A 15,476-nucleotide genomic window follows, 5' to 3' on the forward strand; every position below is an offset into this window, starting at 1 on the left:
CTAGAAATTTCTAGGGTTTTTATTTTATCATTCTATTTATTTTCTAGCTAGAACTTCGTCTATCATTCCGAATTCTTTAGCTTCTTCGGAGGTCATCCAGTAATCTCTATCAGAAGATTTTTCAACCCATTCATAAGATTGTCCAGAATGTTCAGAGATAATATCATAAAGTTCCTTCTTTAGCTTCAGCATTTCTCTAAGATTGATTTCCATATCGCTAGCCACACCTTGAGCTCCTCCACTAGGTTGGTGTATCATCACTCTAGAATGTTTAAGAGCAGAGCGTTTACCCTTTTCACCCGCTACAAGAAGTACAGCTCCCATAGAAGCAGCCATACCTGTACAGATAGTAGCTACATCAGGCTTAATGATTTGCATCGTATCATAAATTCCTAGCCCTGCATATACACTTCCGCCAGGAGAGTTAATGTAAATCTGAATATCTTTAGTAGGGTCTGCACTCTCTAAAAATAAAAGTTGAGCCGTTACAATATTTGCCACTTGGTCGTCTATCCCAGTACCTAAAAAGATGATTCTATCCATCATCAATCTAGAAAAAACGTCCATTTGTGCTACATTCATACGGCGTTCCTCCATAATGTATGGTGTAAGGTTGGTTGGGTTAAAAGTCCCCATATATTGGTCGGTAGCTAATCCATTATTTCCTAGGTGCTTTACCGAAAAATCTCTAAATTCCTTTTTAATATCCATATTGTGTTATATTTTATTTTCAAATTCAAATACCAATACTGTACCCGAAGTTTTTTAAGCAGTAAAAATAGTCATTATGTCATAAAACACGAAACAATTTTTGGTCTATGGTGTTTTTTAGCATCGTTAGTTTGATTATTTTTTGATAAATCTCTGTTTTATCTTCAGCTTCGGTATTTTTCAAATCCTCTATCATTTTCATAATATACTCTCGCTTATAGCGATAGATGGTATCAGCAACCAATTTATTGATAGATTTTTCTTTTGGTAGAAGGTAAATGTTATGTTTTTTCCAATCACTTAGCTGATAAGGCTCTACTAAAGCATTGGCTACTTTATTGGTAATTTCTTCATTCATTAAAGTAATGAAAAAACGCTCTGACCTCAGTTCATTGGTTTGGATACCTTGTTTTATTTCGTTGATGATTTTCTTGTTGGTTTCAGATTGTATTTCACAATTATCCTCTTCCATTCGGCATATTACTTCTTCAATAACGGTAGTTTGGTAAACTTTATCTTCGGCATCTTTCATTTCAATAATATAATCTCCATACTTTAACATCAGTTCTACCATTTGCTCTTCCAAATAGAGTAGGGCGGTGTTGGCTTTAGTAAAGTCCGAAGTAATCACCTCCAGCTTAGGTTGTGGCTGAGGTGTGGCTTTTTTAGGCGTTAAATGTTGTTGTTCTTTAACCTGTTGTTGTATGCCTAGCTCGTTAAATAAACTCTGTTCCGAAAGCCCAAACTTGTTAGAAATTTCTTTAAGGTAAATCTCCTGCTTTAAAACATTCCCGACAAATGCCACCGATTTTACAATATCTCTAATGGCTTCGGATTTTTTTATAGGGTCGTGTTCTACATCTTTGAGTAGAATTTCAGCTTTAAAATTGATGAAATCTTGGGCGTTGTTTTGTATAAAATCTTCTACAAATTCCTTTGGGTGTTTCCTAGAAAATGAATCAGGGTCGTCCCCATCAGGGAAAAGTAAGATTCTAATATTCATTCCTTCGGAAAGGAGCATATCTATACTTCTAAAGCTGGCTTTAATCCCTGCAGCATCTCCATCAAAGAGTATAGTTACATTTTCTGTAAGTCTTTTAATGAGTTTAATTTGCTCTGTGGTAAGTGCCGTTCCAGAACTCGCTACTACATGCTCTATCCCTGCTTGATGCAGTGCTACCACGTCCATATAGCCCTCTACTAGTAAACATAAATTTTGTTTAGAAATGGCTTGTTTACTTTGGTTAAGCCCATAGAGAACATTAGATTTATGATAAATTTCTGTTTCAGGAGAATTGAGATACTTGGCAGTTTTAACATTAGATTTTAAAATCCTTGCTCCAAACCCCAAAACTCTTCCAGAAAAACTATGGATAGGAAATATAACCCTTTCTCTAAAACGGTCTAAGCCATCAGGAGCATAATCTGTAAAGATGGATAGTCCTGATTTTTCTAAAATCTCTTTGGTATAACCTTTAGAAATAGCATATTCTGTGAAGGCATTTTTTTGAATAGGAGAGTAGCCTAGCTGGAATTTTTTTATAATATCCTCTCGTAACTCTCTTTCTTTGAAATAAGATAGACCGATACTTTTACCTTCTTCGGTTTCCCAAATTTGTTTTTGATAGTAGTGGTTGGCTACTTCGTGTATTTTATAGAGTAAATCTTTTTCGGTTTGGGCTGTTTTTTCTTCTTCGGTGAGCTCTCTTTGGTGTTCTTCTATTTCGATGCCGTATTTTTTTGCGGCAAATCTGAGGGCTTCGGGATAGCTGAAATTCTCTATCTCCATTAAAAAAGAAATGGCAGTACCTCCTTTTCCAGAGGAAAAATCCTTCCAAATTTGCTTGGAAGGAGACACAATAAAACTAGGTGTTTTTTCATCTACAAAAGGGCTGAGTCCTTTATAATTAGACCCAGCTCTTTTGAGTTGAACATATTCACCCACAATTTCTTCCACTCGTATGGCGGAAAAAATTTTGTCTATCGTCTCTTTAGTTATCAAATTTTTATGATAAAATTAGATGCTGTTTTGCTTCTTATCTTTTCCGAAAAACATTTTAATAATTACAGGTGCTGTTGTAATGACTACAATAAACAGTATTATTATTTCCAAATGTCTTTTTAAATCGATACCAAACTGCTCCAAAAATAGTTTATCCAAATAGTGTCCTGCAAAAATAAGTGAAAATGACCACGCAATAGCTCCTACAATATTATAAAGCATAAATTTACCTTTCTCCATTCCTACAATACCAGCTACAATAGGTGCAAAGGTTCTCACGATGGGTAAAAATCTAGCCGCTATAATGGCTATTCTACCGTGTTCCTCATAGAAATCATGAGCCTTAAAAAGATATTTTTTCTTGAAAAGGAAAGAGTCTGGTCTTTCATATAAAGCAGGTCCACTTTTTTTACCAAACCAATAGCCCACCATATTTCCTAAAATAGCAGCAATAGCAATAGCACTAGCTAATATAACGGTGCTTAAGAAATCACTTTCAATGATACCAAAAGTTTCCGTAATCATAGGAACGGCATAGATGCCAGAGATGAAAAGTAAACTATCTCCTGGTAAGAAAAACCCTACAAAAAGTCCTGTTTCTGCAAATATGATAAATAACACTAACCAAAATCCTCCCATTTTGATATAAAATTCAGGATTTAGGAGGTCTTTCCAACTTTCAAAATGATCCATACTTATTTTTTACTTGATGCACAAAAATACTTAATTAAATTCTTTTTAGTCCTATCTATAAAGAGATTTAACAAATTTTATAATTCTAAATCGTTATCTGTAACGGCTGTACCGTCTGCCATAAGGTAGGCTTTTAGAAAAGGTGTGATTTCTCCATTCATTACAGCATCTACATCGGAAGTCTCATGCCCTGACCTTACATCTTTTACCAATTTATAGGGGTGCATGACATAGTTTCTGATTTGGCTGCCCCATTCTATTTTCATTTTATTGGCTTCTATTTCGTTTCTAGCCCTCATTCGCTCTTCAAGTTCTATCTCATAAAGCCTAGATTTAAGAAGTTGTAGAGCCTTTTCTTTGTTTTGTAGTTGAGACCTGCTTTCGGAGTTTTCTATAATGATTCCTGTTGGAGCGTGTCTTAGTCGTACAGCAGTTTCTACTTTGTTTACATTTTGTCCACCTGCACCAGAAGCTCGCATGGTTTCAAAACTAATATCGGCAGGGTTGATGTTGATTTCTATTGAATCGTCTACTAGTGGATAAACGTAAACCGATGCAAAGCTAGTGTGTCTTTTAGCATTGCTATCAAATGGAGAAATTCTCACCAAACGATGTACTCCATTTTCTCCTTTAAGATATCCAAAGGCATATTCTCCTTCTATTTCTAAGGTTACGGTTTTTACACCAGCTACATCACCTTCTTGGAAATTGAGTTCTTTTACTTTATATCCGTTTTTATCTGCCCACATCAGATACATTCTCATTAGCATACTCGCCCAATCGCAAGATTCTGTACCACCAGCTCCAGCAGTAATTTGAAGTACGGCAGAAAGTTCATCGCCTTCGTTAGAAAGCATATTTTTAAACTCTAAATTTTCTACTTTTTCTAGTAGAGTAGGGTAGGCGGTTTCTAGTTCTTGTGCACTGTCGGGGTCTTCTTTAGCGAACTCAATTAAAACTTGTAAATCTTCCAATCCTGTATGGATTTCTTCGTAATCTTCCACCCATTTTTTTTTAGACCTAAGTTGTTTCAAAAAAACTTCTGCTTCCTTTGGATTATCCCAAAATTCTGGAGCAGCAGTTTTTTCGTCATCATTGGTAATTTCTAACTTTTTTTTATCAATTTGAAGATATTTGTGAAGGTCTGATACTCTTTGACTGATATTTTTTGCTTGATCTAATGTAACCACTTTTACAAAAATTTCCACAAAAATAACGAAATTCCGCTAAACGAAAATAGAACGTTTTAATTGAGGATAAAATCAAACCGTTGTAAGAAATCGTCTCACCAGAAGCGTGGCGGAAATTGTTAAGCCAATTCCTAGGGCTATCCACATTCCAAAAGCTCCCATGTTTAGATTGATACATAAATAATATCCCAATGGTAAGGTAATCAGCCAATAGGCTATGAATGTAATAAAACTAGGAATTTTAACATCTTGTAATCCTCTCAAAAGCCCCAACGCTGTAACCTGAATACCATCTGAAAGCTGAAAAAGAGCGGCAATAATCATCAGTTGAGAAGCTAAAACTAATACCTCCACATCTTCTTTTTTAGTAAAGAAAGTAGGAAGAACTTCTCTACCAAGTATGAAAACCATACCGCAAATCAGCATAAATAGGAAAACTATTTTCAGGTTGTTAATGCCCACTTTTCTTACTTCGATAAAGTTTTTTTCTCCTACTTTATTACCTATCATAATGGTGGAAGCTACACTAAACCCTATACAAAGATTAAAGGTGAAGGAAGCCATACTCAACGCAATCTGATGAGCAGCAATATCTCTAGCACTTACTTTACCACAAATAAAAGCAGCCGCAGCAAATGCAGTTACCTCAAAAAACATTTGTAAAGACATCGGAAATCCTAACCTAAGGAGTTTGGTAAACATTTGTTTCTTAAGTAAACTTAGCTTTAAACTAAAGTCATCCATATATCGGCGAGTCACTTTCTCTTTTCTCATTACGAAAAATAGAAAAAACACCATGAATATTCTCGCAATAAGTGTGGCGTATGCAGAACCAGCAACTCCAAAACTAGGGATAATCCAAAATCCTTTTATCAAAATATAATTTAAAATAATATTGATAATATTAGCAATAATAGTTGCTTTAGTAACCCCGATAGTAAATGAAAGACCTTCTGAAACCTCTCGCATAGTTTGAAATATCATAAAAGGGAAAATACTTACTACAACTATTTTAAGGTAGGTTTCCGCATCTGGCATTATGTGAGGAGGCTGGTCAAGATGATACATCAATGGACTAATACCAAAAATCAGAAGAATGAGAAGAATCCCAATACTAACATTTACAATAAGTCCGTGGCTAAAAACTTGGTTAATCTGTTGATGGTCTTCTCTAGTTTGAGCTTCTGAAACCAAAGGTGGAATAGCCAAAGAAAATCCCAAAGCCACTACAAAAATGGAAAAAAATATACCGTTTGCCAAAGAAACCGAAGCCAGTGCATCGGCTCCTAGTAAGTTTCCTACAATAATATTATCAAATAAATTAACGGAAACTTGCCCTACCTGTGTTAGCATCACGGGTAAAGCAAGCTCCATAAGTCGTTTAGTATAAGCTGTATCTAAGAAAGACATAATATCATGATAAATTTATAAGAATTTCCTTTACTTTTTAACAAAGTTGGAAATATCATTCTCACTTACAGGGTTTTCGCCTAATATAATTAGCCTTTCCACGACATTTCTTAATTCACGAATGTTCCCCGTCCAATCATAATTTTGAAGAGCTTTTAGAGCTTCCTTACTAAATTCTTTTACAGGGCTACCATTCTCAGAAGCTATATTTTGTGCAAAATGTTCCACTAGTAGAGGTATATCTTCTTTTCTATCATTAAGAGCAGGAACTTGTATTTCTATTACCGAAAGTCGGTGGTATAAATCTTCTCTAAACCTTCCTTCTTCTATTTCTTTTTGTAGGTTTTTATTGGTTGCTGCTAGAACTCTTACATCTATTTTTATTTCTTTGTCACTTCCGACAGGAGATACTTTATGTTCTTGTAAGGCTCTGAGCACTTTGGCTTGTGCCACCAAGCTCATATCACCTATTTCGTCTAAAAATATCGTCCCTCCATTAGCTTGTTCAAATTTACCAGACTTATCCTTAACAGCACCTGTAAAAGAACCTTTCATATGTCCAAACAATTCGCTTTCTATCAATTCCGAAGGTATGGCAGCACAGTTTACTTCTACCATAGGACCTTTGGAGCGTTCGCTTTGAGAATGTAAAGCGTGAGCCACTAGTTCCTTTCCAGCACCATTAGGTCCAGTAATGAGAACTCTAGCATCAGACGGAGCCACTTTGTCTATCATATTTTGGATTTTCTTAAGGGCTTCCGAGCTACCAATCATTTGGTATTTTTTATTTACTTTTTTCTTAAGCTGAGTATTCTCCTTCTTTAAGATTTGGTTAGAAGTTTTGAGTTCCTTTCGCTCTAAAGTATTTCTCACACTCGTGATAAGTCTGTTGAGGTCTATAGGCTTCTCTATAAAGTCATAAGCACCTTGTTTAAGACATTGTACCGCTGTATTGATGTCTCCGTGGGCAGAAATCATCACAAAAGCAGTATCTGGTTTTATTTCCAATGCTTTTTGTAAAAGTTCTGTACCAGAGACTTTTGGCATTTTTATATCGGATATTACTAGAGAAAAATCATCTTTTTCTATTAGTTTATAAGCTTCTAGTCCATCATCAGCTACTAAAATTTCATAATCTTTAATTTCCTCAGAAAGAATATTTTTAAGCAAGCCTGAAATGGCTTTTTCGTCTTCTACAATTAATATTTTTTGCATAGAACAAAGATAGTTATATTTAAATTAAATTCTAAATTATTGATAGTTTCTCGCACCAAATATGGCAGACCCAACTCTAATAGAATTAGCTCCGCATTCTATGGCTAGAGGAAAATCACCACTCATACCCATAGATAGAGTATTTAATTGATGAGAATCTGAAAGATAATCATATAGCTGTTTCAGAAAAGAAAATTCTCTTCTGATTTGGGTTTCATCATCGGTAAAAGTCGCCATTCCCATTAATCCTTGCAATTTGATATTAGGAAATTCGCCTTGTTTTATTTTAACACATAACTCTTTTACTTCATTCACTTCTAGACCTGTTTTGGTATCTTCTTCTGCAATTTTTACTTGAAGTAAAATATTGATGAGTCTCTTATGTTTTCCTGCTTGTTTATCTATTTCCTGTAATAGCTTTTCCGAATCCACACTTTGTATAGTGTGTATAAAAGGAGCAATATATTTAACCTTATTGGTTTGTAGATGCCCTATAAGATGCCACTGTATATCACTTGGCAACTCAGTATGTTTGGCAACCAACTCCTGTACTTTGTTTTCTCCAAATACTTTATGTCCTAAATTGTAAACTTTTTGTATATCTTCAACTGGATAAGTTTTAGAAACGGCTACAAGATTTACAGTTTTAGGAATTTGTGATATGAGTTTACTGTAATTAGCTTCTACTGACATAATAATAGTACTATAATAATCTTTGAGCAAAAATAAAAAAAACCGCCATATGGCGGTTGCAAAAATATTGTTGGAATTATTTTTTTAGTAAATCTCTTATTTCTGCTAAAAGCTCTTCTTGTGTAGGTCCTGCTGGAGCTTCTTCTACTTTTTCTTCTTTCTTCATTTTGTTAATACCTTTAATCATTACAAACAAAACAAAAGCTATACATAAGAAACTGATAACAGCAGAAAGGAAACTTCCATATTTAATGCCGTTCCAAGACAATTGAGCTATATTTTCTGCTCCAAGTTTTTCTAACGCTGGACTAAGTAGTGCAGGGGTAACGACATCCTCCACGAAGGAGTTTACAATCTTCCCGAAAGCTCCTCCTATAATTACACCGACTGCTAAGTCAATAACATTGCCTCTAAGAGCAAATTCTTTAAATTCTTTAATAAATCCCATAATATTGTATTTTTATTTAATACAAATATATTAAAAAATGTTAATTATATCGTAAAATATGACGACGTAGTTATAGATACTTTTATTTTTATTTTTATTAAAGAGTGTAATATGTTAATAATTAGTTATATAGATTACTACTATTTACTGACTTTAAATCGCTTTGATATAAACATAATAGCTACTCCAGCTATCATAAATGGGATAGATAAAACTTGACCTGTGTTAAGTCCTGCAAACTGAATAAACTCGTCACCTTGTGGTTCTTTCCAAAATTCTACAGTAAATCTTATTGCCCACAATAGAGCCAAAAATAAACCGAATAACCACCCTTGTTGATATTTCTTTTGGGTTTTAAAATATAAGAAAATGAGCAACATAAATAGACATAGGTAGCCAAAAGATTCGAATAATTGTGTAGGGTATCTAGGGACAATTGCACCGTATTCCATACTTTGTTGAGGGAATAATACGGCAAAAGAAGAGCCTTCTGGAGCTGGTTTTCCTATAATTTCTGAGTTGAAAAAGTTTCCTATCCTAATAAAAACACCAGCTAAGGCAATTACAATACCTAGCCTATCATATACCCAAAACGGATTTTTTTTGATGATTTTTAAACTGTAGTAGAGGGTGGTAAGTATGAGTGCAATGGCAGCTCCGTGACTTGCAAGTCCAGAAAAGCCTGTAAAGGCAAAGCTAGGCTGTGTACGAATAGGCAGAAAAACTGACCAAAAATCTTCCTTAAAAAGTTCAGGTTGATAAAAAATAACATGTCCTAACCTCGCTCCAAAGATGGTACCGACTAAAGTCCATGTGAATAGAGGTTCTAAATATTTTTCATCTACACCGTCTATTTTGAAAAACTTTTTCATAATCAAAAAGCCTAAGCCGAATGCTAAAACAAACATTAGACTGTAATAGTGAATAGTAAAAAAATTGCCTAATTCTATCCCTTTAGATGGGTCCCATGTGGTGTATAAAAATTGTGTCATTATGCTTTTAGTTTATTTTGTGTTTCTTTTCAGGTACAGGGTCATAGCCACTTCCTCCCCATGGGTGGCATCGTCCAATTCTTTTTATGCCTAGCCAAAATCCACTTAAAAATCCGTGTTTTCTCAAGGCTTGTAGCATATAATGTGAACAGGTGGGCTGATAACGGCAATTATTTCCCAGCCAAGGAGAAATGGCACTTTGGTAAAACTTGATGAGAATTACCAAAGGGAAAATCAATATGTTATTAAAATTTACTTTCAAAACATTGCAAAAATAGACTAAAAAAATGAAAATTAGTTTAATTTTGTTTCTAGTTTAAATAATTTTAATATCTCATACTTTGAATTCAAATATCCCTTTAGCAGAGAAATTACGCCCTAAAACCTTAGATGAAATGCTTGGGCAAGAACATCTTACAGGTAAAGACGGAACGATAAGAAAAATGTTGGATACTGACCGACTTAATTCTCTGATTTTATGGGGACCTCCAGGAACGGGTAAAACTACCTTAGCAGAAATTCTTTCGGAGCAATCGGGACGAAAATTTTTTAAACTTTCTGCGGTTTCTAGTGGGGTAAAAGAGGTAAGAGAAGTGATAGATGATGCCAAAAAGCAACATTTGTTTTCTGGTAAATCTCCTATTTTGTTTATAGATGAAATTCATAGATTTAACAAATCACAACAGGATTCTTTGCTTCACGCTGTGGAAAAAGGCTGGGTGATTCTGATAGGAGCAACTACCGAAAATCCTAGTTTTGAGGTCGTTTCGGCATTATTGTCTCGTTCTCAAGTTTATATTTTGAAACCATTGAGTTACGAAAAATTGGAAGAACTGGCTACTATTGCGGTCGCTCGTTTTAATCAAGATGAAAATACAGATTTTACTATTGAAAACAATCAAGGGTTTATACAATATTCGGGAGGCGATGCTAGAAAGCTCATTAACTCAGTAGAGTGGGTGCTTAATCAGTATAAAGGCTCTGGGCAAAACCAGTTATCTAGTGAGACTATTCTGAAAGTTTTACAAGAAACTATACCTGTTTATGATAAAAATGGAGAGCAGCATTATGATGTAATTTCAGCTTTTATAAAATCCATTAGAGGGAGCGATGTTAATGCTGCTTTGTATTGGTTAGGGAGAATGCTCGTGGGGGGCGAAGATATTAAGTTTATTGCAAGGCGACTTTTGATATTGGCGGCAGAAGATATAGGCTTGGCTAATCCTAACGCTCTTACAATGGCTAACAGTTGTTTTCAGTCGGTTAATGTTATAGGTTATCCAGAATCTCGTATTATCCTTAGCGAATGTGTGATTTATTTAGCGGCCTCACCTAAGAGTAATTCAGCGTATCAAGCTATCAATGAGGCGTTGGCGTTGGCGAAAAAAACAGCTCATTTGCCTGTGCCGTTGCACCTAAGAAATGCACCTACAAAACTGATGAAAGAAATGGACTATGGTAAAGATTACCGCTACGCTCACGCCTACGAGGGAAGTTTTGTATCACAAGAATTTTTTCCTGAAGAATTATCTGGAGTTTCTTTTTATCGTTCAGGAGATAATGCCACCGAAAGAAAAATAAAAGAACAAATTTCTAAAAAGTGGGGCGATAAATACTAGAGTTCTCCCTTACCTTGTCTAATGATTTCTGCAACACCAGAAGTTAAATCTACAATGGTAGAAGCCACATTATCACCATAGCCTGAATCAATGACAATATCCACCAAGTGGTCATACTTTTCAGCGATAAGTTCTGGATCTGTGGAATATTCTATAATTTCATCGTCGTCTTTTATAGAAGTTGAAGCGATAGGACGGCCTAATTTTTCTACAATAAGTTGCGGAATAGGGTGGTCTGGCACTCTAATACCTACGGTTTTATGACCTTTATAAGCAAGAGGTAAATTCTTATTAGCTTCTAGAATAAAGGTAAACGCTCCAGGAATATGACTTTTTAATAATCTAAAAACAGAATTGTCAATAGGTTTAGTGAAAGATGAAAGATGACTTAAATCGTTACAAATAATAGAAAAGTGAGCTTTCTCTAGTTTTATTTTCTTTAGAGCAGCGAGTTTCTCCATTGCTTTGATGTTATTGATATCGCACCCCAAGGCGTAAACCGTGTCGGACGGATAGATGATAAGCCCTCCGTTGTCTAAGGTTTTAATGACCTCTTTTATAAGGTTTTCTTGAGGGTTTTGGGAGTAGATTTTAATGACCTTCGCCATGGTTGTCTTCTTTTTTTCGTTTTAGTTCCTCGTCGTATTCGTGGAGAATATTATGCTCTGGAGTTTGCTCTATGGCTTCCATTATTTTTTGTAAAATCTCTTGTGCAGACTCGTTTTCATAATCAATGTCAAGAGCAGGTTTAAATTCCATAGTTGGTTCTACGCCTGTTACTTTAATTTTAAGTCCTTTTTTGTCAAAAGCCCTTCTAAATCCATTGATTTTGATAGGTATCACGATAGGACGTTGCTGTTTTACTAGCTTAGCGGTTCCTTTTCTTCCCTGTGCAAATGCCGAAGTCGTCCCTTGTGGAAAGGTAATTACCCAGCCGTTATCTAAGGCTTTAATGATGTTTTCCACCTCGCTCATATCCACCATACGGTTAACATTTTTGCCTTCGGCACGCCAAGTTCTTTTTACTGTTACGGCACCTGCTAGTTTGAAAATTCGGGCAAGGATACCTTTGTTCATTGTTTCTTCTGCGGCCACATAGTAGAAATCTACTTTAGGATTAAGTAGGTAAACAGGATTTTTTATCGTATTATGATAACCATTATTTACGGCACAAAATGCGTGATACATAGCCGCCACATCAGCAAAATAGGTCTGATGGTTAGATACAAACAAAACATTACTTTCAGGTAAATCTACCAAATGTTCAGTACCTGATATTTTAAGTTTATTAAATCCGTTGAACCTTCTGTAAGATATTATCCCTAAAATGAAAATAATAAATCTCTTAAGAAAGTATAAATTTCCGAATGAATCGGTAAATATTGTTTTTTTTGCCATCGGTTACGCCTCTGTTTAGCGTGCAAATTTACATATTTTTTAACAACTGACTAAACTCGTACAAAATCATAGAAGTAGCACCCCATATATTGTGGTTTTTGTATGGTATAACGGGGACTTCTATATTTTTGTTAAGTGGGGTTTTGATGGGTGTTTTAGGAAGGTCTAAAAGTAAGGATAGAGGTAGTTCTATCAACTCTTGGGCTTCTGACTCTTGTAAGGTAAATTTCGGATTTTTTTTGGTGTATGAAACATAAGTATGAACATAAAAATTACTAGGTGGAATATACAATGGGCTTAAACTTCGTATCAATCTCAAGTAAGGGCGAATAATGCCTAGTTCCTCTGTAGTTTCACGCAGAGCGGTGTGGGCAAATGTTTCATCAGAAACTTCTTTTTTTCCACCAGGTAAAGAGATTTGTCCACTATGTTTGTCATTAACATTGGCTGTTCTCACCATAAGTGGGATATGCCATTGGTTACCTTTAAGGTAAAGTAAAATATTAACAGCAGCTAACTTTGGTTTTTTAGCGAGTATTTCATCATAAGAGTAGACAGGTCTTTGGGGAGGAGCGTAGACTTTATGAGCATTCTCTCCTTCCAAAGGAGCGATTTTAATTCGTTTAATTAAATCTCTACCAAGTTTCATTTTTTAATCCATTTTTTGTTTTAAAAAACCTTTTAAATCTTTGTTAGAACCATAAATTACTAGTATATCATTAGTTTCTAGTAGAGTATCTGTAGCTGCCACACCTAGTACTTTGTTTTCTGTTTTGGTTTTGCCTAAAAGACTTTTAACTTCTACTTTCCTTATAATGGTAAGAACGGCTAAGTTGTATTTTTTGCGGAAATCTATCTCACGAATAGTCTTCCCAATATATTCTTCTGGTACTTTAGCTTCTATAATGCTATATTCTTGGTTTAGTTCAAAAGAATCTACAACATTGCTTAGACATAGTTTTTTTGCCCATCTTTCGGCTGTTTCTTCTTCTGGGTGTACTATTTCATCAACGCCAATGGCTTGTAATACTTTTTCGTGAAGAGGATTGATGGCACGGCTTATGAGCCGTTTTACTTGTAAGTTTTTAAGGAGAGCAGTGGTCATTACATTAGCACCTTGGTCTTCGCCAATAGCAACCACGAAAATATCAGTTTCTTTGATGGGAAGCCCCGAAACAGTAAATTCATCGGTAGAATCCATACAGATGGTATGCGATATTTTTTCTTTATAGGCATCTACTTTGGCGGCACTATTATCTATCCCGATAACTTCGTTGCCTTGAACCGTTAGTTTTTGAGCTAAAGAAGCTCCAAAGTTTCCTAATCCTACTATAATATATTTCATTTTGTTTTTAATTTATGGTTATTTCTTCTTTTGGATAGCTATAATTTTTATACTTAGATTTTTTAACGATAGCAATGGCTAAAGATAACATACTGATACGCCCTACAAACATAATGCCTATGAGTACCATTTTAGAGGCTTCGCTGAGAGAGGCGGTAATACCTAGGCTTAGCCCTACGGTACTATAAGCAGAGAAACATTCAAAAGAAATATCTAGAAGGTTTTTGTCTGGGTCAAAAAAAGTAATGAGCATAATGCCTAATCCTATCGCCATAAGAGATAAAGTCATAATAGCAAAAGCTCTTCGTATAGAAATATCTGCGATTTCTCTTCGGAAAATTTCTACTTTAGATTTACCTTTGGCAAGGCTTAATACATTAAGGAATGCTATGGCAAAAGTATTCGTTTTAATACCACCACCAGTAGATTGTGGTGAAGCTCCTACCCACATGAGTAAAAAGACAATCATAATGGTAGGGAAGGACATAGAGGCATTGTTAATGGTGTTAAACCCTGCCGTTCTAGGTGTAGTAGCACCAAATAAAGCGGTTACGAATTTCCCAAAACCTTCATGTTCTGCTAAAGTGTTGTGATATTCTAAAATGTAAAAAATAATAGTACCAACTATTGTGAGAGATACGGTAGTTACCAAAGTGATGCGGCTATCCAAGGTTAATACCCAAGGTCTGTACCTTCTTTTTTGTTCGGAGAATGGACTTATATGGGCGATTTTATATTTAATATAGTTGATGATATTTACTACGATAGGGAAGCCTAAACCTCCGAAAACAAAAGTGAAAATAACAACTAAATGTAAGTAATAATTGTATTTGTAAGCACTATCATAAAGATTAGCATCTAGCGTAGAAAACCCTGCATTACAAAAGGCAGATACGGAATGAAAAATAGAAAAAAAGATGTGCTGAAATTCCGAAGTGAACAAGGTGGAGCTTACACTCGTATATATCAAAATTCCAGAGAAGAGTTCTATCCCAAAAGTAATGAGAATAATGTTTTTTAGGGTAGAGAATACATCGCCGAGTTTTTTTGAACTCGTCATATCGCTTAGAGCCAATTGGTTTTCGTAAGAGGTGCCGCCTTTGAAAAAGTAACTGAAATAACTTGCAAAAGTTAAAATCCCTAAACCTCCAATCTGAATTAAAATAATAATGATAAGTTTACCAAAAGTTGTAAAATCACTACCCGTATTCAGTACCGATAAGCCCGTAACACAAACCGCACTAGTAGAGGTAAACAAAGCATCTAAAAACGAAATCCCGTGTGTGGTAGCTTTGGGGAGCGTGAGCAGAAAAGCTCCCATTAGTATAATCACAATAAAACTACTGATGAATAATTGGGCTGGATTGAGTATCGTCCTTTTAAAATTGATTTTCAAATCCGAAAACTCTCTTATAAAAGTAAATACCACTGCCATAATAACCCAATATCTACTTTCAAAAAAACGGTCTAGGCTACCGTACAATGGGCTTAAAAAATGAAAGTAGAAAATAACCACCGTAAATATTACCGTAGCTAAATCAAAAATGAAAGCTTTCCGATTAACAGAAGTTCTTTTCTCATAATATCTGGCAGCAGTGGAAATGAGTCCTATGGCAATAGCGAAGTGGTAGTAGCCATCAAACATCATTCTAGAATCTTTAGATTGGTTAAAACCAAAATCGCCAAAGAAAGCAACAATCCCTAGGGTGCTGATGATAAAGGAAAATATATAGAGAAGTTTAAAGTTAATAATCATTATT

16 protein-coding genes are annotated in these 15,476 nt (G+C 35.1%); 1 reads left to right on the plus strand and 15 read right to left on the minus strand.

The features are described from left to right. Positions 1-36 precede the first annotated feature (36 nt). The 10 genes from clpP to yidD form a co-directional block, all read right to left on the minus strand. Positions 37-711: an ATP-dependent Clp endopeptidase proteolytic subunit ClpP gene (clpP, locus tag RA0C_RS00310; protein ID WP_004917707.1), complete on the minus strand. Its 675-nt coding sequence runs from the start codon at positions 709-711 to the stop codon at positions 37-39. Between the two features lie 79 nt (positions 712-790). Next, the gene (dnaG, locus tag RA0C_RS00315; RefSeq protein ID WP_013447217.1) at positions 791-2,713 is read right to left on the minus strand and encodes a DNA primase; all 1,923 of its coding nucleotides are present in this window, start codon (positions 2,711-2,713) and stop codon (positions 791-793) included. A gap of 15 nt (positions 2,714-2,728) precedes the next feature. Further along, positions 2,729-3,406, minus strand: a complete 678-nt coding sequence (locus RA0C_RS00320; RefSeq protein WP_004917711.1) for a DedA family protein — start codon at positions 3,404-3,406, stop codon at positions 2,729-2,731. 77 nt (positions 3,407-3,483) lie between these two features. After that, positions 3,484-4,596, minus strand: a complete 1,113-nt coding sequence (prfB, locus tag RA0C_RS00325) for a peptide chain release factor 2 (protein WP_037249374.1) — start codon at positions 4,594-4,596, stop codon at positions 3,484-3,486. Positions 4,597-4,668: 72 nt separating this feature from the next. Further along, positions 4,669-6,006, minus strand: a complete 1,338-nt coding sequence (locus RA0C_RS00330) for an MATE family efflux transporter (protein WP_013447218.1) — start codon at positions 6,004-6,006, stop codon at positions 4,669-4,671. A gap of 30 nt (positions 6,007-6,036) precedes the next feature. Continuing rightward, positions 6,037-7,221: a sigma-54-dependent transcriptional regulator gene (locus RA0C_RS00335; protein WP_013447219.1), complete on the minus strand. Its 1,185-nt coding sequence runs from the start codon at positions 7,219-7,221 to the stop codon at positions 6,037-6,039. A 36-nt stretch (positions 7,222-7,257) separates the two neighbouring features. Further along, a complete protein-coding gene (locus RA0C_RS00340; protein ID WP_004917720.1) occupies positions 7,258-7,914 on the minus strand; it encodes a YggS family pyridoxal phosphate-dependent enzyme in 657 nt (218 codons plus the stop codon). Positions 7,915-7,990: 76 nt separating this feature from the next. Then, positions 7,991-8,362 carry a large conductance mechanosensitive channel protein MscL gene (gene mscL, locus RA0C_RS00345; RefSeq protein WP_004917723.1) on the minus strand — a complete coding sequence of 124 codons (372 nt, stop codon included), beginning with the start codon at positions 8,360-8,362 and terminating at the stop codon, positions 7,991-7,993. A gap of 140 nt (positions 8,363-8,502) precedes the next feature. After that, positions 8,503-9,354 carry a prolipoprotein diacylglyceryl transferase gene (gene lgt, locus RA0C_RS00350; RefSeq protein ID WP_004917725.1) on the minus strand — a complete coding sequence of 284 codons (852 nt, stop codon included), beginning with the start codon at positions 9,352-9,354 and terminating at the stop codon, positions 8,503-8,505. A gap of 7 nt (positions 9,355-9,361) precedes the next feature. Next, entirely contained in the window at positions 9,362-9,616 is a 255-nt protein-coding gene (gene yidD / locus RA0C_RS00355) for a membrane protein insertion efficiency factor YidD (protein ID WP_013447220.1), read from the minus strand. 79 nt (positions 9,617-9,695) lie between these two features. On the opposite strand from yidD, the gene RA0C_RS00360 reads away from it, so the two are divergent. Beyond that, positions 9,696-10,973 carry a replication-associated recombination protein A gene (locus RA0C_RS00360; protein ID WP_004917728.1) on the plus strand — a complete coding sequence of 426 codons (1,278 nt, stop codon included), beginning with the start codon at positions 9,696-9,698 and terminating at the stop codon, positions 10,971-10,973. Here RA0C_RS00360 and RA0C_RS00365 read toward each other — a convergent pair. Genes RA0C_RS00365 through RA0C_RS00385 form a run of 5 tightly spaced genes read right to left on the minus strand, consistent with a single transcriptional unit; the run spans position 10,970 to position 15,472 of the window. Beyond that, complete coding sequence (locus tag RA0C_RS00365) at positions 10,970-11,581, minus strand: L-threonylcarbamoyladenylate synthase (RefSeq protein WP_004917730.1); 612 nt, start codon at positions 11,579-11,581, stop codon at positions 10,970-10,972. The two genes, RA0C_RS00360 and RA0C_RS00365, sit on opposite strands and share 4 nt — an antisense overlap. Continuing rightward, entirely contained in the window at positions 11,565-12,371 is an 807-nt protein-coding gene (locus tag RA0C_RS00370; RefSeq protein ID WP_004917734.1) for a lysophospholipid acyltransferase family protein, read from the minus strand. The genes RA0C_RS00365 and RA0C_RS00370 overlap by 17 nt, the downstream gene beginning before the upstream one ends. Before the next feature lie 28 nt (positions 12,372-12,399). Continuing rightward, the gene (locus RA0C_RS00375; RefSeq protein WP_004917736.1) at positions 12,400-13,020 is read right to left on the minus strand and encodes an NUDIX hydrolase; all 621 of its coding nucleotides are present in this window, start codon (positions 13,018-13,020) and stop codon (positions 12,400-12,402) included. A 3-nt stretch (positions 13,021-13,023) separates the two neighbouring features. After that, positions 13,024-13,716: a potassium channel family protein gene (locus tag RA0C_RS00380; protein ID WP_013447221.1), complete on the minus strand. Its 693-nt coding sequence runs from the start codon at positions 13,714-13,716 to the stop codon at positions 13,024-13,026. A 7-nt stretch (positions 13,717-13,723) separates the two neighbouring features. Continuing rightward, entirely contained in the window at positions 13,724-15,472 is a 1,749-nt protein-coding gene (locus RA0C_RS00385) for a TrkH family potassium uptake protein (protein ID WP_004917741.1), read from the minus strand. Positions 15,473-15,476: the final 4 nt, after the last annotated feature.

The sequence above is a fragment of the Riemerella anatipestifer ATCC 11845 = DSM 15868 genome (assembly GCF_000252855.1).
Taxonomy (GTDB): Bacteria; Bacteroidota; Bacteroidia; order Flavobacteriales; family Weeksellaceae; genus Riemerella; species Riemerella anatipestifera.